The sequence below is a fragment of the Corynebacterium gottingense genome (genome assembly GCF_002285125.1).
Lineage (GTDB): Bacteria > Actinomycetota > Actinomycetes > Mycobacteriales > Mycobacteriaceae > Corynebacterium > Corynebacterium gottingense.
In genome coordinates this window covers 54,373-78,050 of record NZ_NSGN01000003.1, presented here as the reverse complement: position 1 = coordinate 78,050, position 23,678 = coordinate 54,373, and the positions used below count along the sequence as shown (strand labels likewise).

Annotated in this window: 18 protein-coding genes; 13 read left to right on the top strand and 5 right to left on the bottom strand. The window is 67.8% G+C overall.

Annotated features, from left to right (window positions below; translation table 11 throughout):
- Positions 1–336 precede the first annotated feature (336 nt).
- Complete coding sequence (locus CKJ82_RS11755; RefSeq protein WP_165765373.1) at positions 337–2,706, top strand: zinc metalloprotease; 2,370 nt, start codon at positions 337–339, stop codon at positions 2,704–2,706.
- A 457-nt stretch (positions 2,707–3,163) separates the two neighbouring features.
- On the opposite strand, the gene CKJ82_RS12135 is transcribed toward CKJ82_RS11755, so the two are convergent.
- Positions 3,164–3,238, bottom strand: coding sequence for a 50S ribosomal protein bL37 (locus tag CKJ82_RS12135; protein ID WP_095066802.1), 75 nt, complete (start codon positions 3,236–3,238; stop codon positions 3,164–3,166).
- Between the two features lie 155 nt (positions 3,239–3,393).
- Positions 3,394–3,657, bottom strand: a complete 264-nt coding sequence (locus CKJ82_RS03935) for a WhiB family transcriptional regulator (protein WP_095278793.1) — start codon at positions 3,655–3,657, stop codon at positions 3,394–3,396.
- A 646-nt stretch (positions 3,658–4,303) separates the two neighbouring features.
- Between CKJ82_RS03935 and CKJ82_RS03930 the strand changes: the two genes are divergently transcribed.
- Positions 4,304–4,669, top strand: a complete 366-nt coding sequence (locus CKJ82_RS03930; protein WP_240510674.1) for a hypothetical protein — start codon at positions 4,304–4,306, stop codon at positions 4,667–4,669.
- 21 nt (positions 4,670–4,690) lie between these two features.
- On the opposite strand, the gene CKJ82_RS03925 is transcribed toward CKJ82_RS03930, so the two are convergent.
- Positions 4,691–5,896: an Rv3212 family protein gene (locus CKJ82_RS03925; protein ID WP_095537114.1), complete on the bottom strand. Its 1,206-nt coding sequence runs from the start codon at positions 5,894–5,896 to the stop codon at positions 4,691–4,693.
- Positions 5,893–7,203 carry a DEAD/DEAH box helicase gene (locus CKJ82_RS03920; protein ID WP_095537113.1) on the bottom strand — a complete coding sequence of 437 codons (1,311 nt, stop codon included), beginning with the start codon at positions 7,201–7,203 and terminating at the stop codon, positions 5,893–5,895. The genes CKJ82_RS03925 and CKJ82_RS03920 overlap by 4 nt, the downstream gene beginning before the upstream one ends.
- Positions 7,204–7,299: 96 nt before the next feature.
- On the opposite strand from CKJ82_RS03920, the gene CKJ82_RS03915 reads away from it, so the two are divergent.
- The 9 genes from CKJ82_RS03915 to CKJ82_RS03875 are packed head-to-tail and all read left to right on the top strand — an operon-like array spanning position 7,300 to position 20,168.
- Positions 7,300–7,524: a DUF3107 domain-containing protein gene (locus tag CKJ82_RS03915; RefSeq protein ID WP_095278790.1), complete on the top strand. Its 225-nt coding sequence runs from the start codon at positions 7,300–7,302 to the stop codon at positions 7,522–7,524.
- An 11-nt stretch (positions 7,525–7,535) separates the two neighbouring features.
- Positions 7,536–8,561: a DUF3152 domain-containing protein gene (locus tag CKJ82_RS03910; protein ID WP_095537112.1), complete on the top strand. Its 1,026-nt coding sequence runs from the start codon at positions 7,536–7,538 to the stop codon at positions 8,559–8,561.
- An 8-nt stretch (positions 8,562–8,569) separates the two neighbouring features.
- Complete coding sequence (locus CKJ82_RS03905) at positions 8,570–9,286, top strand: hypothetical protein (RefSeq protein WP_095537111.1); 717 nt, start codon at positions 8,570–8,572, stop codon at positions 9,284–9,286.
- 18 nt (positions 9,287–9,304) lie between these two features.
- The gene (locus CKJ82_RS03900) at positions 9,305–12,397 is read left to right on the top strand and encodes an ATP-dependent DNA helicase (protein WP_240510673.1); all 3,093 of its coding nucleotides are present in this window, start codon (positions 9,305–9,307) and stop codon (positions 12,395–12,397) included.
- A gap of 1 nt (position 12,398) precedes the next feature.
- Positions 12,399–15,728 carry an ATP-dependent helicase gene (locus tag CKJ82_RS03895; RefSeq protein WP_095537109.1) on the top strand — a complete coding sequence of 1,110 codons (3,330 nt, stop codon included), beginning with the start codon at positions 12,399–12,401 and terminating at the stop codon, positions 15,726–15,728.
- A 21-nt stretch (positions 15,729–15,749) separates the two neighbouring features.
- Positions 15,750–16,853, top strand: coding sequence for a potassium channel family protein (locus CKJ82_RS03890; RefSeq protein WP_095536380.1), 1,104 nt, complete (start codon positions 15,750–15,752; stop codon positions 16,851–16,853).
- A 7-nt stretch (positions 16,854–16,860) separates the two neighbouring features.
- Positions 16,861–17,595, top strand: coding sequence for an NAD(+) diphosphatase (locus CKJ82_RS03885; protein ID WP_240510672.1), 735 nt, complete (start codon positions 16,861–16,863; stop codon positions 17,593–17,595).
- A 24-nt stretch (positions 17,596–17,619) separates the two neighbouring features.
- Positions 17,620–19,668, top strand: a complete 2,049-nt coding sequence (locus tag CKJ82_RS03880) for an ATP-dependent DNA helicase UvrD2 (RefSeq protein WP_095537108.1) — start codon at positions 17,620–17,622, stop codon at positions 19,666–19,668.
- 5 nt (positions 19,669–19,673) lie between these two features.
- Positions 19,674–20,168 carry a M48 family metallopeptidase gene (locus CKJ82_RS03875; protein WP_095537250.1) on the top strand — a complete coding sequence of 165 codons (495 nt, stop codon included), beginning with the start codon at positions 19,674–19,676 and terminating at the stop codon, positions 20,166–20,168.
- A 3-nt stretch (positions 20,169–20,171) separates the two neighbouring features.
- On the opposite strand, the gene CKJ82_RS03870 is transcribed toward CKJ82_RS03875, so the two are convergent.
- Positions 20,172–21,287 carry a YlbL family protein gene (locus CKJ82_RS03870; RefSeq protein ID WP_338063597.1) on the bottom strand — a complete coding sequence of 372 codons (1,116 nt, stop codon included), beginning with the start codon at positions 21,285–21,287 and terminating at the stop codon, positions 20,172–20,174.
- A 109-nt stretch (positions 21,288–21,396) separates the two neighbouring features.
- Here CKJ82_RS03870 and CKJ82_RS03865 point away from each other — a divergent pair, with 109 nt between their 5' ends.
- Both CKJ82_RS03865 and CKJ82_RS03860 read left to right on the top strand, forming a co-directional pair.
- Positions 21,397–22,818: a zinc-dependent metalloprotease gene (locus CKJ82_RS03865; protein WP_095537106.1), complete on the top strand. Its 1,422-nt coding sequence runs from the start codon at positions 21,397–21,399 to the stop codon at positions 22,816–22,818.
- Positions 22,819–22,951: 133 nt separating this feature from the next.
- Positions 22,952–23,677, top strand: coding sequence for an ABC transporter ATP-binding protein (locus CKJ82_RS03860; protein ID WP_095537105.1), 726 nt, complete (start codon positions 22,952–22,954; stop codon positions 23,675–23,677).
- Position 23,678: the final 1 nt, after the last annotated feature.

The window sequence follows — 23,678 nt, the reverse complement described above, 5'->3', positions numbered from 1 at the left end:
TTGCATGTATAACTATTCTTATGAGGTATAATATGCACTATTGTGGACTGTTGAACAATTCTTATGGTTCTTAAATGTCGGCCGTATTTCGGGGGCGGTTGTAGAACAATTTACGTATGCACGTGACCACAAAGCCCAGCCAGACCCTGATAGCGTGTTGAACAATCAGTAAATAGAACGGGCAAAACGGTAAAAATTCGGAGTTGGATTTACACAGCTTCCCTCTGCATAGTTCTCGTGCATAAACTAAGGCTCGTAAACAACAGAACAGACACGCTGCGGACAGCGCACGGACACCATCCCCGCGATCCGCTGAACCGAGAAGAGGAACCAGTCATGAACGCCATCGCCCGCAAAGCACTTGCCGCCACTTGTGCGCTCGCAGTAATGGTTCCCGCCTTCCAGGTTCCCGCGGAGGCAAAGGTTGTTGACGACCCAAGCGTGGTCACCGTGACCGCCGACGAGGTCGGCCCCTTCTTCCACAACGTCGAGCTGGACAAGGGCCGCATCTCCTCCTTCAAGTTCACCGACCCGGCTTCTGTCGGCGGCACCCAGGACTCCTCCTTCTACATCGATTTCCGCTTCGGCGGCCAGAAGCTTGAGATGAGCGGTGCGAACACCAGGGTGCAGACCCGCAAGGACGGCAAGGCTGACGTGATCACGATGCGCAACGAGGACCGCAACCTCGGAGTGCAGTTCACCCGCGAGTTCCGCATCGATGGCAACACGGCCACCGTCCGTACCGAAATCACGAACACCAGCGGCAGCGACTCCTACTACCAGCTGGACATGACCAACCAGATCAACACCGCGCGCGAGCTGCAGGGGTCGTACGAGGATGGCCGCTTCACGGTCGGCCCCGAGTCCCTGGGCTACGATACGGAGATCTCTTTCGATGGCGCGACCTACTCCGGCGCTGCGAGCTCCTTCAACGGCACGACCAACCCGGACGAGGTCGGCTTCGTCGACGAGTCCGGTGCCCAGTTCCAGCGCGGCCGCTGGTTCGACGACATCGCCGCCGGCCAGACCGTCGTTGCAGAGACCACGATGACGATGCGCACCCAGGACGGCGCCGAGGACACCGACGGCGACGGCCTCGCCAACGCGTGGGAGGAGCAGGGGCTCACGCTTAACGACGGCACCGAGCTCCCCCTTAACGCGTGGGGCGCAGATCCGAACCGCCCCGACATTTTCCTGCAGATGAACTGGATGCCGTCCGAATACGAGTCTCTCGGCTGCTTTGACAATCCGCAGCAGGCAGCCTGCGCGGACGCAAACACGAAGAGCTACCGCCCGAGCAACGACATGCTGCAGCAGCTTGTCGACCTTTTTGCGGACCACGACGTGAACCTGCACATCGACGCCGGCGAGTCCTACACCAACATCCCGAACTACTCGGAGCGCCACGGTGGCGTCTACGGCGACTACACGAAGTACTACTTCCAGAACGAGCCGCAGGGCGTCAAGCTCATGGACAACATCGATGAGATGCTGGGCGACCGCTCCGCAGTCTTCCGCAGCGGCATGGTCGGCGACCAGATGGACCCGAGCACCTACTCGGTGGGTGTCTCCACGGTTGGTGACAACGCGTTCTACGTGGCCAACCACGACCGGATGACCACTGACGAGCAGTTCCGCAACACCATCCTCCACGAGCTGGGCCACACCCTCGGCCTGGACCACAACGGCTCCACCAAGTTTGCCAACCAGGTCCCGGACTCCGACTACCTGCCCAACTACTACTCGGTGATGAACTACCTCTACCAGTTCAGCCACTTTGACTATTCCGACCACGAGTCCGTCTCCGGCGGCGAGCTGCCGCAGGAATGCTACAACCCGGGCGCAAACTGCTACACCGGTGACTACCAGGTCCCCGCCGACTGGGACAACCTGATCATCAACACCGGCCACATTGGCAAGCCCGTGGGCACCGCCGGCGTCAAGAGCGCGAAGGTTGATGCCGCTGCCGCGAAGACTGCAGCCAAGTACCAGCAAGACCTGACCAAGGCGGAGAAGGCCGAGGGCACCGTCGACGTCGAGGTGGCAAGCTCCAGCCTCGAGGCGGACAAGGCCGGCAAAGTCACCCTGAAGGTGAACAACAGGGGCGCGGACCTGAACCGCTACACCGTCCAGGTGGTCACCCCGGACGGCGAGGCCTCCAAGGGCATCGTCCTCGACGGTGCGCTGACCGACCGCGACGAGGCCACCGTCACCGTGCCGGTGACCGCTGGCGACGCAGCCATCATGCCGCTCGACGTGAAGGTCACCAACCAGAATGGCGAGACCGCCTTCGAAGATCGCTTCGCCGTCGACGTCAAGGCCGGCAAGGCATCCGCGAACTCCGCGGCGATGGCAGGCGCTACCAACGCGCCCGCAAAGACGACCAAGACCGCGAAGTCTCAGGAGGCTGCGACCGAGACCGCGACGGCGAACCCGACCGTCGAGGCGGCACCGTCCAAGGCGGCGCCGTCCAAGGCGGCACCGGCAAAGTCGAAGGAATCCACCAAGAACGACGACGGCGCAATGACCACGGTGGCGTCGCCGAAGACGCAGGACCAGCCGGAGAAGAAGGAGCTGCACACGGCTTCCGACGACAGCCGTGCGGAAGGTGGCCCGAACATCGCCGCCATCATCGTGCCGATCATCGCGATCCTGGCCATCATCGGCGGCGCTGCCGCTGCCCTCGGTTCCGGGGTGCTCGGCTAAGCGAGACGGATTGTGCAGAAGGCCTGGCCATGTTGGCCAGGCCTTTGGCGTATCTACGCGAGGGTTTCTCGTGCGCGGAGGCGGAGTTTTCCGGGCTCTGAGGCGCTTGGGTTGGGTGCGGTGCGGCGTCTGTTGGTGCGGCGTCTGTTGGTGGTGCGGTGGCTGTTGGTGCGGCGTTTGCTGGTGCGGCGTCTGATGGCGGTGGCGGATCAGATGGAGCTAGCTCCGTTTGGGTGGCGGGCTGAACGTCGACCTGGGGTTTTGTTGGTGTCGGCGGGCCAGATGGAGCTAGCTCCGTTTGGCTCGTCACTGTGGGTGAAGCGGCCATCACCGGGTCAGGCGGCACGCCCGGACGCAGTTGCCAAGACAGGCGCCGATGTCACCGATCGACCCCGCGCATGACAACGCCCCCTCGCCGGCATTGCGTGAAAGTCGGGGAGGGGGCGCTGCGCTGTTCTTAAGAGTTAGGACGCTTGCCGCGGTTTGCACTCTTCTTGCGACGGTCCTTGCGCTTACGACCACGCTTGCTCATGGGAGCCTCCTTAGTTCTGTTCGGTTCTGGGCGATCAAAGTTCAGGTACTCCACTTTATCGCTCGGACGTGCCTACAGGGAAATTGTCCCTGCTTCACGGGGATGTACGCCCGGGCGACGCGATGCGTGATGCGGAGTGGGGGGGGGAGTTCGCGTTACGCGGACAGGCGGGCGCGGTTGCGAGCCAGTGCCTTGTTGCGACGCTTGATGGCGCGGCGCTCCTCCTCGGACAGGCCGCCCCACACGCCTGCGTCCTGGCCGGTCTCCAGGGCCCACTTCAGGCACTGGGAGGTGACGGGGCAGCGGTTGCAGACCATCTTGGCCTGGGCGATCTGGGACAGAGCCGGGCCGGAGTTACCGACGGGGAAGAACAGTTCCGGGTCCTCGTCGCGGCAAATTGCTTCGTGGCGCCAATCCATGATGAAATACTCCTTACATAAGCGTTGAACAGGTTTCGCGCACACCACTTCTTCGCCTCTTCGCGGGAGGCGAGTTGCAAACTAAGTTTGATTCCAGGTTCCGGGCGGTGTTCCCTTCGGTGGGATCCGGCGGCCGGTTTCCCTGGCGTTAACCCTGTGGTGTCTTGGGGTTAAGGGCTGTGTTACCAGCCCGTTGTTTTTGCTACCTGAGAATAATGGCACGAATTGCCAATGTGCGCTAGGGGTAAAGGCCGAAATGTGACACTAATCATATGAATTTTTCCCCTCCGCGCAGTTCATATTGGGATTTCCAACGAATTTGGGAACGCATCATCAACGGTTTGAACTGCGGAAATGGGAATTTTCGCGCACGCACACGCGGGTGGGAAGGTCAAATCAAGAATCTGTGATTCCGCCCCGATTCTTCCGCGGTGGCTGTGACGGTGCTGCTACTGCACCCGGTGATGTCGCGGTGAAGGCGACCGCAAAGTGACGGTTAGACTAACAAGACGTGACTGAAAAGAAATCCCGTTCTCCTCGTCAACCACGCCCGCCAATGGACCTGGAAACGGCACGGCGTGCCTCCGCAGTGGTTCCGCCCATCATGCGGTTCGGCGCCGTCGTCGTCCTTGTCCAATGCCTTGCCATGTTTGTGTACGCGGGCAGCCTCCTTGTCGCCCAGGTCCGCGGGGTGCAGGACAGCTCGCTGGAGTCCGATTCCGCAGCGACGCACTTCGTCCCCCTCGGCACTGCGGTCTTCCTGCTCATCATCTTCGGCTTTGTCGCGTTCGTGGCCGTCCGCACGCTGCAGGGCCGGCCGCGCAGCACGGGCGCAATCGTCTTGATCCAGGCGATCCTCATCGGTGTCGCCTTCTATATGGTGACCGGCGGCGCGGTCGCCCTGGGCATCGTTACCGGCATCTCCGCCGCACTCGTGCTGTTCACCGTGTTCCACCCGCAGACGGCGCAGTACAACGAAGCCCGTTACGAGCTGCGCAAAGCAGAGCGCTAATCGACGCCCCGGTGCCCGCGACTACTCGGCGCTGAGCGCGACGATCTCGTCGCCGCGCTTTTCCACCACGGTGGCGCCCGCGGAGTCGATGGAGATCGGCCCGTTGTAGTCGCCGCGGTCCACGGGGATGATCTTCTCCACGGAGTTTTTGTCCCAGTTGATGACCGCGACACCGGAATCCGAGGCGTAGAGGAGGCGGTCGTCGGCGGCAAAGCCGGTGCCCTTCGCGCCCTGGAACACGCCGGTGACGTTGAGCTCGGCGGGGTCCAGGAGCAGGAGGTAGTCGCCCACGTGGTACGTCATGTGGTGGGGGAGGTCGTGGACGGGGAGGATGCGGGTGGCGTCGTCAAGCTGCTCAGACTCTGGCAGCTCCGGGACCTCCGAGACCTTGAGCTCCTTGCCGTCTTTGTTGTAGGAGCGTACTTCTGAAGACTGCGGGTCGTAGATCGCGGCGGCGTCCTGGGAGATACCGACGAGGTAGGCGCCCTCGGGGAGCTCGACGGAGCCGTTCATCTCCGGGGAGCGGGAGTCCTCCGGGGTGGCGTTTTGGAAGCGGAGGAACGTGCCGCCGTCGCACACCTCGGTGACGGCGAGGAGCTCGGTGCGGGTGAGCGCCGACGTGATCGGGCACTCGTTGGGCTGCATGTCGGGCTCCTGCGGGGCCTCGATGGTGCCGTACTCCACGGTGCGCACCAGGTCAGAGCGCCACAGCTCGACGTGCTGGGAACTGACGTACCCGACGCGGTCGTTGGAGGAGACGTTCGCCACCTGGTCGGGGCCTGGGGCGGAGCGTGTCGACGCGTACTCGCCGGTCTTTGCATCAATACCCACGACGTCGCCGCAGCCGCCATTGCCGCGGTAGTCCGCAACCACCTTGTCCCACGCCCCGGCGAGCGTGCACAGCTCCTTGTCGCGGGTATACGTCCAGGCGGTGTCGCCCTCCGGGGTGGTGGCGGTGATGGTGTGGTCGTTGTACGTGATGATGAGGCCGTTGACCACCAGCGGAGCCGAGTTGGGGGAGGAGTCGGGCAGGCGGAACGACTCGGTGAGCGACTCCGGCACGACCGCTAACTGGCCGTAGTCCTCCTGCTGCTCCGCAGCCGGGGTGAGCTCAGAGGAGCGAATCGGCGCGGTGAAGAACGCTGTGGCCAGGAGGCCTGCCGATACGGCGGTTATGACACCGGTGGCGATCAGATCGCCCCGGGTACGTCGCAACGGTCTATTCAACGCCGGTTCCTTCCCTGCTTTTTCTGGCTCTTTTCCGCTGGCCGTTTTGGCCGCGCCCCGAGAACTTTACGCGGGCGGCCCACGGTTGGTGCAGCCGAGTCCGGAATGCCCAGCGCCTCGAACAGTTCCGGGGAGGTGGAAAACCAGGTGGGCAGCTCCTTCTTGCCTAGCGAGAGCTCGGAATCGATGAGTTCCCACTTGTGTTGCTCGTCGAACCCGACCAGGGTGACCGCCGTGCCGGAGTGCCCGGCGCGCCCGGTGCGTCCGATGCGGTGGACGTACGTCATCGGGTCATCCGGGGTCTGGTAGTTCACCACGTGCGTGACGTCGTCAACGTCGATGCCCCGGGCCGCGACGTCGGTGGCCACGAGGATCTCCACCTCGCCGGTGCGGAACGCGTCGAGTGACTTCTGCCGCGCCTCCTGGCGAAGGTCACCGTGGACGGTGCCGACGGGGAAGCCGCGCTGCGCCAGGTCCTCGGCGACCTCGGCGGCGGTGCGCTTCGTCCGTGCGAAGATAATGGTGCGCCCGCGGTGCGGGGCCTGCAGGAGACGTGCGAGGACTTCCGGCTTGTCCATCCGGTGGGAGCGGAACACCACCTGTTTCGTGCTCGCATGGGTGGCCGACGCGTTCGGCGCCTCGGCGCGGATGTGCACGGGGGTGCGCATCATCGAGCGGGCGAGCGTGAGGATCGGCGCCGGCATCGTCGCGGAAAAGAGCATGGTTTGGATCTGTTGCGGCAGCGCCGACCAGAGCTTCTGGATGTCGGGAAGGAAGCCCATGTCCAGCATCTCGTCGGCCTCGTCGAGCACGAGGATGGCCACCTGGCTCAGCGAGAGGTCGCCGCGCTGCAGGAGGTCGAGCAGGCGTCCCGGGGTGCCGACGATGACGTCCACGCCGGCGTCGATAGCCGTGAGCTGCTCCTCATACGGCCTGCCGCCGTAGATTGTGGCGACACGGACTGGGGTGTGTATGGAGGCGCGCTCGAGGTCCTCGCCGACCTGGGCGGCGAGCTCGCGCGTGGGCACGACGACGAGGGCGCGCGGCGTGCCGTCGAGTTCCGCAATCGCGGCGTCATCAAACACGCGGTCCAGCAGGGGGATGCCGAAGGCGTAGGTCTTGCCCATGCCGGTGCGGGCCTGCCCGATGAGGTCGCGCCCGTCGAGCGCGAGCGGGATGGCCAGCTCCTGGATGGAGAAGGTGCGCTCGATGCCCTGCTCCGCCAACGCGTCCAGCAGCTCGGCGGCGACACCGAGTTCCTCGAATGTCGGGGCGGGACGGTGTTCACTCTCAGCTGATCTAGGCACACGCTCATCTTAGCTTGAGGCCGTTACAATAGGGCCACCGCTTAACAACGAGCCGGTACAAGCAAAACTACTAGTGAAGGAACGTGACCCGCTTTTATGGACATCAAGTTTGGTCTGGCCGACACCGCGCGCGAACTCGTGATCAAGCTGCCGGAAGGGCAGGAGGACATCCTCAGCGTGGTTGAACAGGCGATTGAGTCCGGGCAGTCGACCCTGAAGGTGGTGGATGAGAAGGAGCGTACCTACCTCATCCGCACGGACCGGATCGCGTACGTGGAGCAGGGCTCGACCACCGCGCGCTCTGTCGGCTTCATGCGATAGATTGAGAGGTTATGACGACGAGGCAGAGCAACGCCGAGTGGCCCGACGCGAACGACCGGCGCGATGTGGACGCAAACGCCAACGCGGAGGACTTCTTCGGTGAGTGGGATGGCGACGATGACGGCGGCGAAGGCCGCCTCGTCCGCTTTGCCCGCGAGTACGGGTGGCGTGCCTACGCAATCCCGGTCCTCGCGGTCCTGACGCTGCTCGTCGTAGTGAACATGTTCCAAAACCCGGGCTCCGCCGTGGTGGACGCTGCCGGCTCGGAGGGGCACTCCGAGCGCGGAATCGGCGTCGCGGGCCAGGATTCGAGCAGCGGCGAGGGCGGCGTTGAGGGCAACGTCGAGCGCAAGCCCGCCGAACTGCCGGAGGGGGTGCAGAACGCGTTGGAGCTGCCGCCGGGTGGACCGATCGCGGAGGCCGGAGAGGGCACGTACCGCGAGGTGGGCGCGCCGGGCGCCAACGGGGGCAAGGGCGACGAGCTGACGCTGCGCTACGTCGTCGAGGTGGAAAACGGGGTGGATACCAACCCGTACGGCGGCGACCAAGCCGTCGCTGAAATGGTGGACGCGACGCTGCTGGATCCGCGCAGCTGGACCAACGACCCGCGCTTCCGCTTCGAGCACGTCTCCGGCGCTGACAACCCGGACGTGAAGATCCGCCTTACCTCGCTGAAGACCGCGCAGGAGATGTGCGGCATGGAGCTGGACATGGAGACGAGCTGCCGGACCAAGATCACGGGAGATGACACCGTCGTGCTCAATGAGGCCCGCTGGGTGCGCGGCGCAGCGCCGTTCGAGGGCGACCTGGGCCGCTACCGCCAGTACATGATCAACCACGAGGTGGGGCACGCTCTTGGTTTCGCATCGCACGAGCCGTGCCCGGCGGATGGCACCCTCGCGCCGGTGATGATGCAGCAGACCCTGAGCCTGAACAACGGCCAGCTGCACTCCTTTGACCCGGAAGAGGTCTACCCGGATAACCCGGACACGTGCCTGGCCAACCCGTGGCCCTACCCGCGCCCTGCGGCGAGCTAGGGGGCGCCTTGATTCCGGAGCACGTACTTTCCGCCTTCCAGTTGGAGGGGCGCGGTGAGCCGACCTCGCCCGCGTGGGACAACGGCCTGCGCTTCGGCCACGTCGTGGTGGCTCGCGCGACGCAGACCGCCGCCTGGTCGGGCAAGGTGCGCGACAAGCTGGGCGATTCGCTCGGCGGCGTCCGCTTCGCGCGACCGGTGCGCTCCACCGACGGCCGCCTCGTGGTCAACGGGTTTTGCGCCAACGAGTTCGCGCCGGGGGAGCCGGCAGCGCGCGTCGATGAGGCGATCGCTGCGGCGTTGCTTATCGACGCCCCACTGACCCAGTTCAACGCCCCACCCGCACCCCGCGACGATGCATGGGCGGAGGCGGACCGCGCGGCCTGGCGAGGCTTCGACCTGGACCCCGCGGAGAACCAGCTGGTCACCGCCCATATCGATTTTCTCGCCTGCTGCCTGTTTTCCGGCACGGATGCGCCGGTGGTGACGGAGCTGGTGCCCTCGGTGAGCCCGCGCCCCCGCGGGTATACCGCCGCGCTGACGATGGTGGACGGCCTGCTCGCCGGGGCGGTGGATGACGGCGTGGTGTCGCGCTGGGCGCACATCCCCGACGTGGGGTTCTTGGCGGAGCGGGCGCTCGAGTTCCGCGAAATCGCAGCCCGCACCGCGGGAGCGAACATAGGTTCGAGGGTTTCGTGGGTGCGTGAGGTCCTCGTGTCCGCCTAGCCTGGCAGACTAGGGCGCATGCCAACCCCACGCACCGAACCGATGACTCCCGCCGCGCGGATCCCCCGCGCGCGCCTTGTCCCGCGCCGCCGCACGACCACGCAGCGCTCGTGGCCCGTCGCGCTTCCGGCGAGCGGGCTGTGGAAGGTCACCGGCGAGGCCGGCTCCGGCGTGTCCAGCTTCCTAGTGGATACGGCGGTGGCCGCGGCGCTTCGGCTGGCCGAGCAAGGCGGGGACGCCAGCGGCGTCGTCGTGGTCACGGACTCCAAGGAGGCGGCGGCCCGGCTGCGCGCAGAGATCTCCGACCGGCTCGCGCGCAGCGGGTTTGTCGCCAGCGAGCCGATGGTGCGCTCCGTCCATTCGCTCGCGTTCGCGGTGCTGCGGCAGCGCTTCGACGAGGAGATCCGCCTGATCTCCGGCGCCGAGCAGGACGCCGTGATCCGCGAGCTTCTTGCCGGCCAGGTGGAGGACGTACGCGGCACCTGGTCCGAGGAGCTGCGCCCCGCGATGGGCATGCTCGGCTTTGCCCGACAGCTGCGCGATGTGCTCCTGCGCGCGGTCGAGCGCGGGCTCACCGCCGACGAGCTGCGCGGACTCGGCGAGCGCTACGACGTGCCCATCTGGTGCGCCTCCGCCGACTTCCTGCGCGAGTACCAGCAGGTCATGGCGCTCACCCCGGCCACCAGATTCTCCGCGTCCGAGCTGGTCAGCGAGGTCCTGCGCGGGGAGGTGCCTAGGTGGGACGCAGTGCTTGTCGACGATGCCCAGCACCTCGCCCCCGCCCCCGCCGAATTCGTGCGGCGGCTCCTTTCCGGCGCAGACCTCGGCGTCGTCGGAGGGGATGCCGCGCAGTCCATCTTCCACTTCCGCGGCGCCTCCCCGCGCTTCTTCCACAACCTGGGCGGTCTCGACCACCAGGTGATCGACCTGGGGGAGTCGCGCCGCGACCCCGAGCGGCGCGTGGCCGTCACGCGGAGCGACGCCGCCCAACACGCCGCGGTGGCGGACGCCCTGCGCCGCGCGCACTTGGAGGACGGGGTGGCCTACCGGGACATGGCCGTCGTGGTGCGCTCCACGCCGATGCTGGAGCCGGTGCGCCGCGCGCTGCTGCACGCCGGGGTGCCGGTGATGCTCAACCCCACCGACGTGGTGCTCGGGGAGCAGCGCATCGTTGCGGCCCTGCTCACCGGCCTGCGCGCGCTAGACCAGGAGCTCACCCCCGCGCAGTGGCGCGACTTCCTGCTCGGCCCCGTCGGCGGCGCCGACCCCGTGACCCTGCGCCGCCTGTTGCGCGGCCTGCGCCGCTGGGCACCCGAGGTGCGCGCGGAGGAGAGTCTGCGCCGCCTGCTGCTCAGCCCCGCGGAGCTGCCGGACTTCGGCCCCGTGCTCACGGACCGCGAGCTCTCGATCCTCACGCGCGTGCGGCGGGTGCTCGACGCCGCCAGGCGCGCGCAGGCGGACGGCGGCAGCGTGGAGGAGGTGCTCTGGGCGCTCTGGCACGCGACCGGGCTGTCGGACCACCTGCTCGCGGTCGCCCTGCGCGGCGGGGCGAGCGGCTCGCAGGCGGACAGGGACTTGGACGCGGTCATGGCGCTTTTCGACGCCGCCGGCGATTTCACCGAGCGCCGCGCCGCCGCAGGAGTGGACTCGTTCGTGGCCGACATTGACGCACAGGAGCTGCCGACCGGCGTGCGCGATCGACGCAGCGCGGCGCCCGACGCGGTGGCGCTGCTCACCGCGCACGGCGTGGCGGGCCGCGAGTTCGCGCGCGTCATCGTGGCCGGCGTGCAGGAGAACTCGTGGCCGAGCCTGGGAGAGACCGGCTCGCTCTTCCGCCAGGAGGACCTCATGGACCTACTGGACAACGGGGTCGAGCCGAACGTGCCAATCTCGCGGACGGCCGAGCGCCTGGCCGAGGAGCGCCGCCTGTTCTGGGTGGCGGTCACGCGCGCGACGGATCGCGTGCTCGTCACCGCGGTGGACGATCAGGACGGCGACGAGCTGATCGTCCCCTCGCGGTTCATCGAGGAGTACTGTCGCGACTTCGACATCGAGGCCCAGGAGGTGGAGCTCGCCCGAGAGACCAGCGGGTTCGGGAGCGACGCGGAGCCGGAGGCGCGGGTGCGCCTGCTCGCGCGGGACGAGATCGTCGCGGAGCTACGCCGGGCGCTCGCCTCGCCCGAAAGCAGCGAGGTCGTGCGGGAACAGGCGGTGCGCCAGCTGGCGCGGCTGGCCCGAGCCGGTGTGCCCGGGGCTGATCCTGGGCAGTGGTGGGGGATCGGAGGGGCGTCGGTAAGCACTGCCCTGGCGGAGGCGACGACGCTGTCACCGTCGCGCATCGAGCGGCTACTGCAGTGCCCGATGCGCGAGGTGCTTGAGCGGATGGTTGGGCTGGATGACAATCTGGCGATGATTTACGGGTCGATGGCGCACGCGTACCTGGAGGCGCTGGGGCGCGGCGTGGACGAGGCGGCGGCGCGCGCGGCGGCGGTGGCGGCGCGGCGCGACGCCGAGGATGGGCCGGCGTGGAAGGCGGAGCGCGACGTGGCGGACTTCGAGGCAATGCTGGAGCGGACCGCGCAGTGGCTGGAGGAATCCAGAAGCGCGTTTACCCAGGTTGGGGTGGAGATCCCGGTGAGCGTGGACGTGGACGATACGGTGCGCATCGCCGGGCGGCTGGACAGGCTCGACCGCGAGGACTCCGGGAAGGTCCACATCGTGGACTTGAAGACGGGCAGCGCGGTGCCAACGAACTCCGACACGGCCGAGAACATGCAGCTCGCCGCCTACCAGCTGGCGCTGTCGCGGGGGCGGATCGACGGGAACGCCGTCACCACCGCGCGCGACGGCGACGAGCCGCTGGAGGTGGGCGGGGCCGTGCTGGTCTACCCGAATGCGGACAAAACGAAGCGCGCCACCCGCGAGCAGGCGCCGAAAACGCCCGAGGAGCTGGACGCACTCACACAGTTGTTGGAGCCGCTGCCGGCGGCGCTGGCGGGGCCCGAGCTGCGCGCCGTGGCCGGGCCGCATTGTGAGCGCTGCGCGGTGCGCGCCCTGTGCCCAGTACAACCGGAAGGAGAGGTGGTCACCCGTGTCGCAGACAACGCCTGATATGTCACCAACCGTGCTCTCGCGGTACCTGCAGCAAAAGTTCCCGCCCACCGAGCAACAGGCCGACGTGATCGGCGCGGCACCGGGCCCGCTGCTGGTGGTCGCCGGCGCTGGGGCCGGAAAGACGGAGACCATGGCCGCGCGCGTGGTGTGGCTCGTGGCCAACGGCTACGCCCGCCCCGACGAGATCCTGGGCCTGACGTTTACCCGCAAGGCGGCGCAGGAGCTGGGCAAACGCATCCGCGACCGGCTCGGCACGCTGGCCGCCAACCAGGACCTGGTGCGCCGCCTGGACCCGGGCGGGCAGCTCGCGGACGCGCTGCAGGTCATCGCCCCGACCGTAGCTACGTACGATGCGTACGCGGGGGACCTCGTCCGCGAGTTTGGGCTGCTCGTGCCTGTGGAACCGGACTCGCGGCTGATCACCGCGGCGGAGCTGTACGCCATCGCCACCGAGGTGGTCACCGACTACCCGGGGCGCATCATCGCTGCCGACGGGCGCAACCCGTCCGTGTCCACCGTGGTGGACGGGCTGCTGGCGCTGATGACCTCTATGGGCAACGAGCTGACCACGCCCGACGAGGTGGACCAGGAGGCGGCGGCGTTCCTCGCGGAAACGGAGTCGCTGCCCTTGGCGCCGCGGGCGCGCACCGAATTCACCAAGAAGCTGCGCGGATGGCGCGCGACCCAGGAGGAACGCCGCGCATACCTGCCGCTGGCCCGGGCCCTGAACGAGGAGCTGCGGGCGCGCGGGGTCGTCACGTTTAATGAGCAGATGTCGGTCGCCGCCAAGCTGGCGCGCGACCACCAGAGCGTGGGCAAGGCGCAGCGCCAGCGCTTCCGCGTGGTCATGCTTGACGAGTACCAGGACACCTCACACGCCCAACGCGTGCTACTGCGCAACCTGTTCGGGCAGGGCGCGGACCCAGACCTGACCGTGACCGCCGTCGGCGACCCGATGCAGGCCATCTACGGCTGGCGCGGAGCCACTGCCGCCAACCTCCAGGCGTTCGTCCACGACTTCCCGGCCGCGGGCGGCGCACCCGCGCCGAAGAAGCAGCTGACCACGTCCTGGCGCAACCCGCCGGAGGTCCTCGCGCTGGCAAACAGCATCTCCGACGCAGTCCTCGGGCGCGGGGACAACCGCGCCGTCGCGCCGCTGGCGGCCCGCCCCGGGGCGCAAGCAGGCGAGGTCGCGCTCGGCTTCTTCGCCACCAACAAGGAGGAACTCGCGTTCGTGGCGGACAACCTGGCCGCCCAATACGCACAGTGCGCGCGGGACGAAGCGCCGTTTTCCGCCGCCGTGCTGGTGCGCAAGAACCGGCACTCCGCCGAGGTAGCGGAGGCGCTCGGGGCGCGCGGCGTGCCCTTCGAAATCGTCGGCGTGGGCGGGCTGCTGGACATCCCTGAAGTCGCCGACACCCTCGCGGTGGCCACGATGCTGGTGCGGCCCGCGGACTCGGCAGCCGCGCTGCGCATCCTCGGCGGCCCCGCCGTCGGCCTGGGCCTGGCGGACCTCGCCGCGCTGGCCTCGCGTGCGGTGAACCTGCGCGCGACCGGAGCCAGCGCCGACCCCAGCGGGCCCGAGCACGCGGACCCGCAGACCGCGCAGGAGCGGCTGGCGGCCCAGCTGGACGAGCTCGTGGCCCGCGCCGCGGAACTCAATGCGTCTACCGATCGCCCCGCAGGCCTCGCCGACGCGGTGGCGGACCTGGGCGAGCCCGAGCGATACAGCGAGGAAGGACTGCGCCGCTTGCAGGACCTGGCGGCTAAGCTCCGCTCCCTGCGCACCAACAGCCTGGGCAAACGCCTGCCTGACCTGTTCGCGGACATCATCGACGTCTTTGGCATCCGCACCGAGGTCCTGGCCCGCCAGGGGATGGGCAACACCGCAGGCACCGTCCACCTGGACAGTCTGCTCTCCGCGGTCGCCGCCTACCCCGGCACCAGCGTGGAGGGACTGCTGGACTATTTCGCGCTCGCCCGCGAGCACGAGGACGGCCTGGCACCCGGCAACGTGCCGACACGCACGGACCGGGTGCAGATCCTCACAGCGCACAAGGCGAAAGGACTGGAGTGGGACACCGTCGCCGTCCTGCACGCAGACGCCAACACGTACGCGGCCAAGGCGGAGACATTCCTCACCTGGGTCCAGCGCGTGCCCGACGCGTCCTTTGGCAACCCCGAATACCTGCCGGACTTCGGTGAGGTGGAAAACCGCACCCAGTTTGAAAAGGCCGCCGACGCCTGGCTCAAGCTCGTCCGCGCGGGCCTGGCGGAAGAATCGGCGCGCCTGTTCTACGTCGCCGTGACCCGCGCGGAGCGCAAGCTCCTCATCACCGGATCGCGCCGCAAACCCGACGTGCGCCGCGACGCGAAGCCCTACGAGCACTTCGCCCCGCTGCGCCAGCTGGTCCCCGAGACGGTCGAGTGGGCCGAGGCAGCCGAGGTCGAGGAAACGCCCACCGAGGACGCCCCGGCGCTTGTCGACGCCCCCGCCACCGGCACCTGGCCCGCCTACCAGCTCGCCCCGGGGGAGGTGGAGGCCGCGGGGCGGGTGCGTGGCGTCGAGAAGCTGCCCGAGCTCGCAGAGGGCGAACTCTTCTCGCTCTGGGAACGCGACGTGACCGCGCTCATCGAGGAACACGAGCGGGCGAAGTCCCCGGACACGCTGGTGGTCATGCCCGCGGAGCTGACGGCCTCGGACGTCGTCGCGCTCAAGGCGGACGAGGAGCAGTTCGCGCGCCGGGCGCGCCGGCCGGTCCCGTTCAAGCCGAACACCTACGCCAAGCGCGGCACCGCGTTCCACGAGTGGCTGGAGGAGTTCTACGGCCAGCGCCCGCTGCTCACGGAGGACGAGCTGCCCGGCGGCGACGAGGCGGAGGTGGACGCCGCGACGCTGCGCCGACTCAAGGACTCCTTCGAGCGCAGCGAGTGGGCCGCCCGGACCCCGGCCCACGTGGAATACCCGTTTGAGCTGGCCCTGGGCACCTCCGTGGTGCGCGGCCGGATGGACGCCGTGTTCCGGGACGCGGGCGGCGCAGGGTGGGTCGTCGTGGATTGGAAGACCGGCGAAAAGCCGAAGCCGGCGCAGATGGAGGCAGCGAAACTGCAGTTGGCCGTCTACCAGGAAGCGTGGCGCCGGATCGCGGGCGATGGCGCCCCCGTGCGCGCGGTGTTCTTCTACGTGCGCACCGGCGAGACCTTCGCACCCGAGCACCTGCCGGGCGCGGACGAGCTGGAACAGCTCCTCGACGTTGACGGTGATAGTGTTTCGGATTCGGAGACAATTCCGTCCACAGACCCTGCCGTACCTCCGGCGGAGCGATAGAGCAGAAGGGAGCCCGATTCGATGCAGCTTCGCTACCCCTTTGCCTGGCGCGACCGGGTCCGCGACGACGAGGAGCGCGACGACATCCCGGTCCATACGCTCCTGGACGTCATCAATATTCCGACCGCGGAGCGCACGACGCCGTGGGTGCTCATTGCCCGCCGCTTTGGCTACGCGGCCGTGTTGGTCGTGGCCATGGCGCTCATCGTGTACCTGGACTCGAACGGCTACTCGGAGCCGCTGACGTTTGTGGACGCCCTGTATTACTCGGCCGTGTCGCTGTCCACCACCGGCTACGGCGACATCACGCCGGTGACGCAAGGCGCGCGCCTGGTCAACATCTTCGTGGTCACTCCGGCCCGCGTCGCCTTCCTGATGCTCCTGGTCGGCACGACCCTGTCCGTGCTTACGGAGGACTCCCGTAAGACACTCCAAATTCAGCAGTGGAGGAGAACTGTGCGTAATCACACCATCGTCGTCGGCTACGGCACGAAGGGGCGCTCCGCAGTGGACGCCCTGCTCGCCGGGGACACCGCGCCCACCAGCATCGTCGTCATCGATTCGGACCCGGTCACCCTGGGCCAGGCGGAGAAGCGCGGCCTGGTCACCGTCCACGGAGACGCTACCAAGTCCGACGTGCTGCGCGTCGCCGGCATCACCCGCGCCCGCTCCGTCGTGGTGGCCCCGAGCTCGGACGACACCGCGGTCCTGGTCACGCTGTCCGTGCGCGAGCTTGCCCCCAGCGCCATGATCGTGGCCAGCGCCCGCGAGAGCGAAAACCAGCACCTGCTCATGCAGTCCGGCGCGGACTCCGTGGTGGTCTCCGCGGAAACGACGGGCCGCCTGCTGGGACTCGCCACCGTCACCCCGCCGGTGGTGGAGATGATGGAGGACCTGCTCAGCCCCGACGAGGGCTTTGCCGTGGCGGAGCGTCCCATCGCAGACGACGAGGTCGGCTCCAACCCGCGCCACCTCGCCGACATCGTGCTCGGCGTCGTCCGCTCCGGAGAGCTCTACCGCATGGACGTGCCCGAGGCGGAAACCGTCGAGCCGGGCGACCGCCTGCTCTACGTGCGCATGACCCAGCCGCAGGAGTCGCCCGAGGCGCAGAAGCCGTCGGAGTAGCGCGCCCGTGCTCTTGCTTATCGACGCCACCTCGCACCTCCCCCTCACCGCCGAGGGAGCACCGCTCCTGTTCACGGAGCTTCCGGCGGGGATCGAGGTGACCACCCGGGTGCAGATCACACCCGAGGTCACCGCCGCGCGGCTGCGCTCCGCCAGCGCCGCCGACCTCGCCCCGCGCACCGGCCACGCGCGCATCCACGCCGACAACTACCTCGTATCCCGGGCCGTGGGGCTGCTGGCCGCGCGGGAGCGCTACGCCTTCGACCCCGCAGACGGCTCGCCGTTGACCTGGGGCGAGTCCGGGATCGTCGCCCGCGGTGCGTCCGGCACGCCGATCTTCCCGCGGATCGACCCGTGCGTGATCGGGCTCGTCGAGCACGCGGCCGGCGACCGCATCCTGCTCGGGGAAAACCGCCGCCGCCCGGGGTTCTTCACCTGCATTGCCGGCTACATGGACGTGGGCGAGAGCGCGGAGGACGCGTTCGCGCGCGAGGTCCTGGAGGAGACGGGGCGGCGGGTCACCGACATCGCGTATGTTGGGTCGCAGCCGTGGGCACTGTCGGGCTCGCTGATGCTGGGCTTCCGCGCCCGCACCGCAGACGAGACCCAGGTGGGGGATACAGATGGAGAGCTCAGCCAGATCATCTGGGCGACGCGCGAGGACCTGGGCAGGCTCACGCTCGCGCCCGAAGGCAGCATCGCCCGGCAGCTGATTGAGCGCTGGGCCGCAGGCGAGATCTAAGAGGGAAGGACAAAGGACACACCGATGGCAGTGGACTTGAGTTTGTTGGATGAGGACCAGCGCGTGGCAGCCACCGCTCCGCGTGGCCCGGTGTGCATCCTCGCGGGCGCCGGCACGGGCAAGACGCGCACCATCACGTACCGCATTGCCAACCTGGTGGACCAGGGGATCGTGGCGCCCACGAAGGTGTTGGCGGTGACGTTCACGCAACGCGCCGCGGGCGAGATGCGCGACCGCCTGCGCACCATGGGGGTGGGCGGGGTGCAGGCCCGCACCTTCCACGCTGCGGCGCGCCGTCAGCTGCAGTACTTCTGGCCCCAGATCGCCGGTGACCTGCCGTGGAAGCTGCTGGACAACAAGTTCCCGCTCGTTGGCCGCGCGGCGCGCTCCGCCGGGCTGGACTCCGGCAAGGAAATGGTGCGCGACCTCCTCGGCGAGATCGAGTGGGCGAAGTCCAGCGTCATCGGCCCGGACGACTACGCCGAGCGAGTCGCGGGCACGAAGCGCACCCCGCCCGCGGACGCGGCGAAGGTGGCCCAGGTCTACCGCGCCTACGAGGAGTCGAAGACGTCGCCGGACGGCATGTTGCTCGACTTCGATGACCTCTTGCTGCACGTCGCGGGCGCGCTGGAGAACGCGCCCGCGGTGGCGGAGGAGTTCCGCGCCCAGTATCAGTCCTTCGTGGTGGATGAGTACCAGGACGTCACGCCGCTGCAGCAGCGCGTCCTGGAGGGGTGGCTGGGCCAGCGCGACGACCTCACCGTCGTCGGCGACGCCAACCAGACCATTTACTCGTTTACTGGCGCGACCCCGGAATACTTGTTGAACTTTTCGCGGACGTACGAGCACGCGACCGTCGTGAAGCTGCAGCGCGACTACCGCTCGACCCCGGAGATCACGGACTTGGCCAACACCGTGATTGGCAAGGCGAAGGGGCGCGAGGCGGGCACCCGGCTCGAGCTGCAGGGCATGCGCGAGCACGGCCCGCAGCCCACGTTCACCGCGTACGATGACGAGCCGACCGAGGCGCGCGAGGTAGCCATCCAGATCAGGGAGCTTCTCGACGCCGGCGTGCCCGCCCGAGAAATCGCCGTCCTCTACCGCATCAACGCGCAATCGGCGGCGTTCGAAGCGGCGCTGGCGGACGCGGGCATCATGTACCAGGTCCGCGGCGGGGAGGGCTTCTTCCAGCGCGGCGAGATCCGCGAGGCGATCCGCGCGCTCGTTGCTGCATCGCGCCGCGGCGACCTGCCGGACGACCCGGTGGCGGTGGCCCGCGCCGCCCTCGGCCCGCTGGGGCTCACGCCGACCGAGCCGGAGGGCGCGAAGGCGCGCGAACGCTGGCAGACCCTCGGCGCGCTGGTGGACCTCATCGAGGAGATCGTGCGCAGCCGCGAGGCGGAGACCCTGCCGGAGGTGCTGATGTCGCTGCGCCGCCGCGCGGACGCGAAGCAGCCGCCGTCGGTGGACGGCGTCACGCTGGCCAGCCTGCACGCTGCGAAGGGCCTGGAGTGGGACGCGGTGTTCCTGGTCGGTCTGGTGGAGAATACGCTGCCGATCTCGCACGCGATCAAAGCGGGCGATGACCAGGTTGAAGAGGAGCGCCGCCTGTTCTACGTCGGCGTGACGCGCGCCCGCGAGCACCTGCGCCTGTCCTGGTCCTTCGCCAGGCAGGAGGGCGGGCGCAAGTCGCGCAGCCGCTCGCGTTTTCTCGACGGCATCGCCCCCGAGCTGGAGGTGGAGAAGGCCCCCGAGCGGCTGAAGCGCAACCGTCGCTGCCGCGTGTGCAACAACCTGCTGTTCACCCCCGCGGAGAAGACGCTGGGACGCCACGAGGACTGCGAGCCCAGCTACGACGAAGCCGTCTTCGGCGCCCTCAAGCGCTGGCGTAGGGACCAGGCGCGCGAGGCCGGCAAGCCCGCCTACATCGTGTTCACGGACGCCACGCTGCTGTCTATCGCGGAGGCCATGCCCGCCGATGAGCACGAGCTCCTCGGCATCTCCGGCGTCGGCCCCGCCAAGATTGAGCAGTACGGCCAGGGCGTGCTGGACACGCTCGCGGAGTTCCGGTGACGCGCGTGAGCGAGCAGCCCTACCGCGTCATCCGCTCGGCCCGCCGCACCCGGTCGGTGCAGGCGCGCCTGGTCGGCGGCGTCGTGGAGATCCGAATCCCCGCGCGTTTTTCGCAGGCGCAAGAGGCCCAGACCGTGGAGGAGATGCTCGCGCGCGTCGCGAAGAAGACGCAGGCGAGCGCGCTTAACGACGCCAACCTCACCGCCCGCGCCACGCAGCTGAACCGAGAGGTGCTTGACGGCCGCGCCCGCGTCGGCTCCATCCGCTGGGTGGACAACCAGCAGACGCGCTGGGGGTCGTGCACCACGACCACCGGCGACATCCGGATCAGCTCCCGGCTCAAGGGCGTCCCGGACTACGTGCTCGACGCCGTGATCGTCCACGAGCTGGTGCACACGTTTATCGCCGGGCACTCCGCCGAGTTCTGGGAGTGGGCGGACCGGGCGCCGCGGGCAGAAAGGGCGAAGGGCTACTTGGAGGCCTACCAGCGCTTCGGGTGAGCGCTACTCACCGCAGCCGTGGACTTCCTTGCCCGCGGCGAAGTTGTCCATGGCGGTGACGGCGTCTTGCAGCGAGCCCACGCTCGCCACGGTCATGTCACCCGGATCAACGGTGCGGACCGCGTCGCAGTTGCCCTCCGGGGCGAGGAACAGCTCGACGTGCTGGTCGCGCGCTGCGGCGAGCTTGTGCTGGATCCCGCCGATCGGGCCGACCTCGCCGTCTTCCGCGATGGTGCCGGTGCCGGCGACGAACTTGCCGTGGTTGAGCTCGCCGGGGCTCAGTTTGTCTATCACGGCCAGCGAGAAGATCATACCGGCGCTTGGGCCGCCGACGTCGTTGAGGTTGTAGTTGACCGTCACGTCGCCGCCGGGCTCCGAGGTCATGAGGATGCCCACCATCGGGGTGTCCTTGTTCTCGGGGCTCTCGCCGAGGCGGACGCGGACGTCCATCGGGGCGCGGTCACGCTCGATGCTCACGGTGATCTCGTCGCCGGGGGAGTGGGCGTGAACCTTTTCCTGCACCTCGCTGGGCTCGGTGACGGGGGTACCGTCGATGCGGGTGATCACGTCCTCTGCTTCCAGCACACCGGACGCGGGGGAGTCATCCACCAGGTCGTGGACCAGCACGCGGGTCGGTTTGCCCAGGTAGCGCATGGCGGCCACGGTCGCGTTGCCCTCCGAAGCGGCGAACTCGGCCTGGTTGTATTGGCGCATCTGCTCCTCGTCCACGTCCGGCGGGATGATCTGCTCCACCGGTACGATCGTGTCGTCGGTGCCGATCCACCGGCCGACCGCCTGCGCGAGCGACATGTTGGTGCGCACGGACACTGTGGTCATGTTGAGGTTGCCCGAGACAGGGTCCGTCTCAGTGCCCTCGACGTCAATCACCGGCTCGCCCTCGACCTCGCCGAGGGTGTTGAACATCGGGCCGGGGCCCTCCGCCGCGTACGGCACGGCCAGGGAAATGTTGGTGCCGGGGACGTGGTTGATGGACATCATGACGGCGAGTGCTGCCACGGGGATCGCTCCCCACACCACGGTTGACCACCGCCTGCTGTGAGTGGTTTCCTGCGCGGATGCGTCCGCCTGGGGCTGCGCCCCGTCTTCCTGTTCTTCCACGCAGCGCATCTTAGCGCAGCCGTAATCGCTCACCGTGTTCGCTCTCAGCGTCCCGGTCTGCGCAAAAAGTGCTCGCGCGCAAGAGTCGGCGCTATGTATCGTGGCAGGTATGAATAACGGATTTGGATTTTCCTTTCCCAACAATGATGACGACGAAGATAAGAACAAGCGCGGCGACAACAACGGTGGCGACGCGTCGAACCCCTTCGCCGCCTTCGGGTTTGGTGGCGGACAGCAGGGCGGCGGGTTCGGCGACATGCTGAACCAGTTCGGCCAGATGCTGTCCGGCATGGGCAATTCGTTTAACCAGGCGAGCCAGTCGGGCGACTCGGCCGTGAACTTTGACATGGCGCTGCGCATGGCCCGCCAGCGCGTTGGTGACAAGGCGGCGGTCTCCGCCGGCGACAAGAAGGCGGTGGAGGAGTCACTCGGGCTGGTCAACCACTGGCTGAGTGAGTCCACCACGCTGCCCGCCGCGGACTCCCAGGCGCGCGCGTGGAACGCGGACGACTGGCTGGTGGAGACCATGCCGATGTGGAAACGCCTGGTCAACCCGGTTGCGGAGCACATGAACCGCGCGCAGCTGGACAACATGCCGGCAGAGGCTCGCGAGATGATGGGCCCGCTGGCCGGGGTGATGAACTCCATGAACTCCATGAACTTCGGCATGAAGCTGGGCCACGCGCTGGGGGATCTGGCGCAGCAGGCGCTCACCGGCACGGATTTCGGCCTGCCGGTCGCGCCCCGCGGCGTGGCGTCGGTGCTGCCCAAGAACGTGACGCGGATTTCCAAGGACCTCTCGGTGCCGGGGCAGGAGGTGCTGGTTTACATCGCTGCGCGCGAGGCCGCGCGTCAGCGCCTGTTCCAGCACGTTCCGTGGCTGGTGGAGCGCCTCGTGGCCTCGGTGGAGGAGTACGCCGCCGGGCTGCAGATCGATACGTCCAATATCGACGAGGCCACCCGCAGCCTGAACCTTGAGTCGGGCGACCCGCAGCAGATCCAGGAGGCGCTGCAGAACCTGCAGAACATGGATCTTTCCCCGCGTGTGGTTTCGCGTAACGCTGGGGCGACCTCGCGCCTCGAGACCCTGCTCGCGCTTGTTGAGGGCTGGGTTGACGTGGTCGTAGATGCCTCCCTGTCGGAGCGCATCCCGTCCTCGGCGCAGCTCGCTGAGGCGTGGGCGCGTCGCCGCGCGACCGGTGGCTCCGCCGAGCAGGCCTTTGCCAGCATCGTCGGCATTGAGCTGGGTGCGCCTAAGGTGCGCGAAGCCGCGGAGCTGTGGCGTCGCGTGGATAATGCCGTGGGCGTGCAGCGCCGCGACGAGGTGTGGAACCACCCGGACTTCCTGCCGACGGCAGAGCACCTGGACAACCCCGCCGCGTTTATCGACGGTTTGTTGGACGACACCACCGATGCGGACTTCGACGCCGAGTTCAGCAAGCTCGAGGAGGAGCTGCGCAACAACCCGAAGCTCAAGCGCGAGGACGGCGACGGCAAGGACAACGGCAGCGAAGACGGTACCGAGCTCTAGACCTTCGGCCGCGTTCGTACCAGGGCGGGGTGAGCGATTGCACAGCGCTCACCCCGCCCTTTTGCCTGCATTTCTCCTGCAAAGCGCAATAAAATAGATGGTGAAGCCACGCTGCTCGCAAGGAGAACACGCCATGACCGCCGCCGCCCGGGCCGAGAACCTGTTTAAGCAATACGGCGAGGCAGATACCGCTATTGTTGCGCTTGACCACGTCACGGTCGAGTTCCATCGCAATGAGTTCACCGCCATCATGGGGCCATCCGGGTCCGGCAAGTCCACGCTCATGCACGCAATGGCGGGGCTGGACACGGTCACCTCTGGTGAGGCCTACATCGGGCAGACCTGCCTGACCAACCTGCGTGACCGGGAGATGACGCAGCTGCGTCGCGATCGCCTGGGCTTTATTTTCCAGTCCTTCAACCTGGTGCCCACGCTCACCGCGCGGGAAAACATCACGCTTCCCCTTGATATTGCGGGGCGCGACGTGGATGAGCAATGGCTCGAGGAGATCACCACCCGGTTGGGTCTGGCGCAGCGACTCAATCACCGCCCGGCGGAACTCTCCGGTGGGCAGCAGCAGCGTGTCGCCTGCGCGCGAGCGCTGGTATCGCGCCCAGAGATCATTTTCGGTGACGAACCGACCGGCAACCTGGACTCGAACGCCACGGCTGAGGTGCTCGACATTTTGCGGACGGCGGTGGACAAAGACGAGCAGACCGTGGTCATTGTCACGCACGATGCGAAGGCTGCGTCCTACGCTGACCGAGTGCTCTTCCTCGCCGATGGCCGGATCGTGCGGGAGCTTCGCGACCCGACGATGGAGGATATTCACACCGTCATGGCGGAAATAGAGGGCTGAC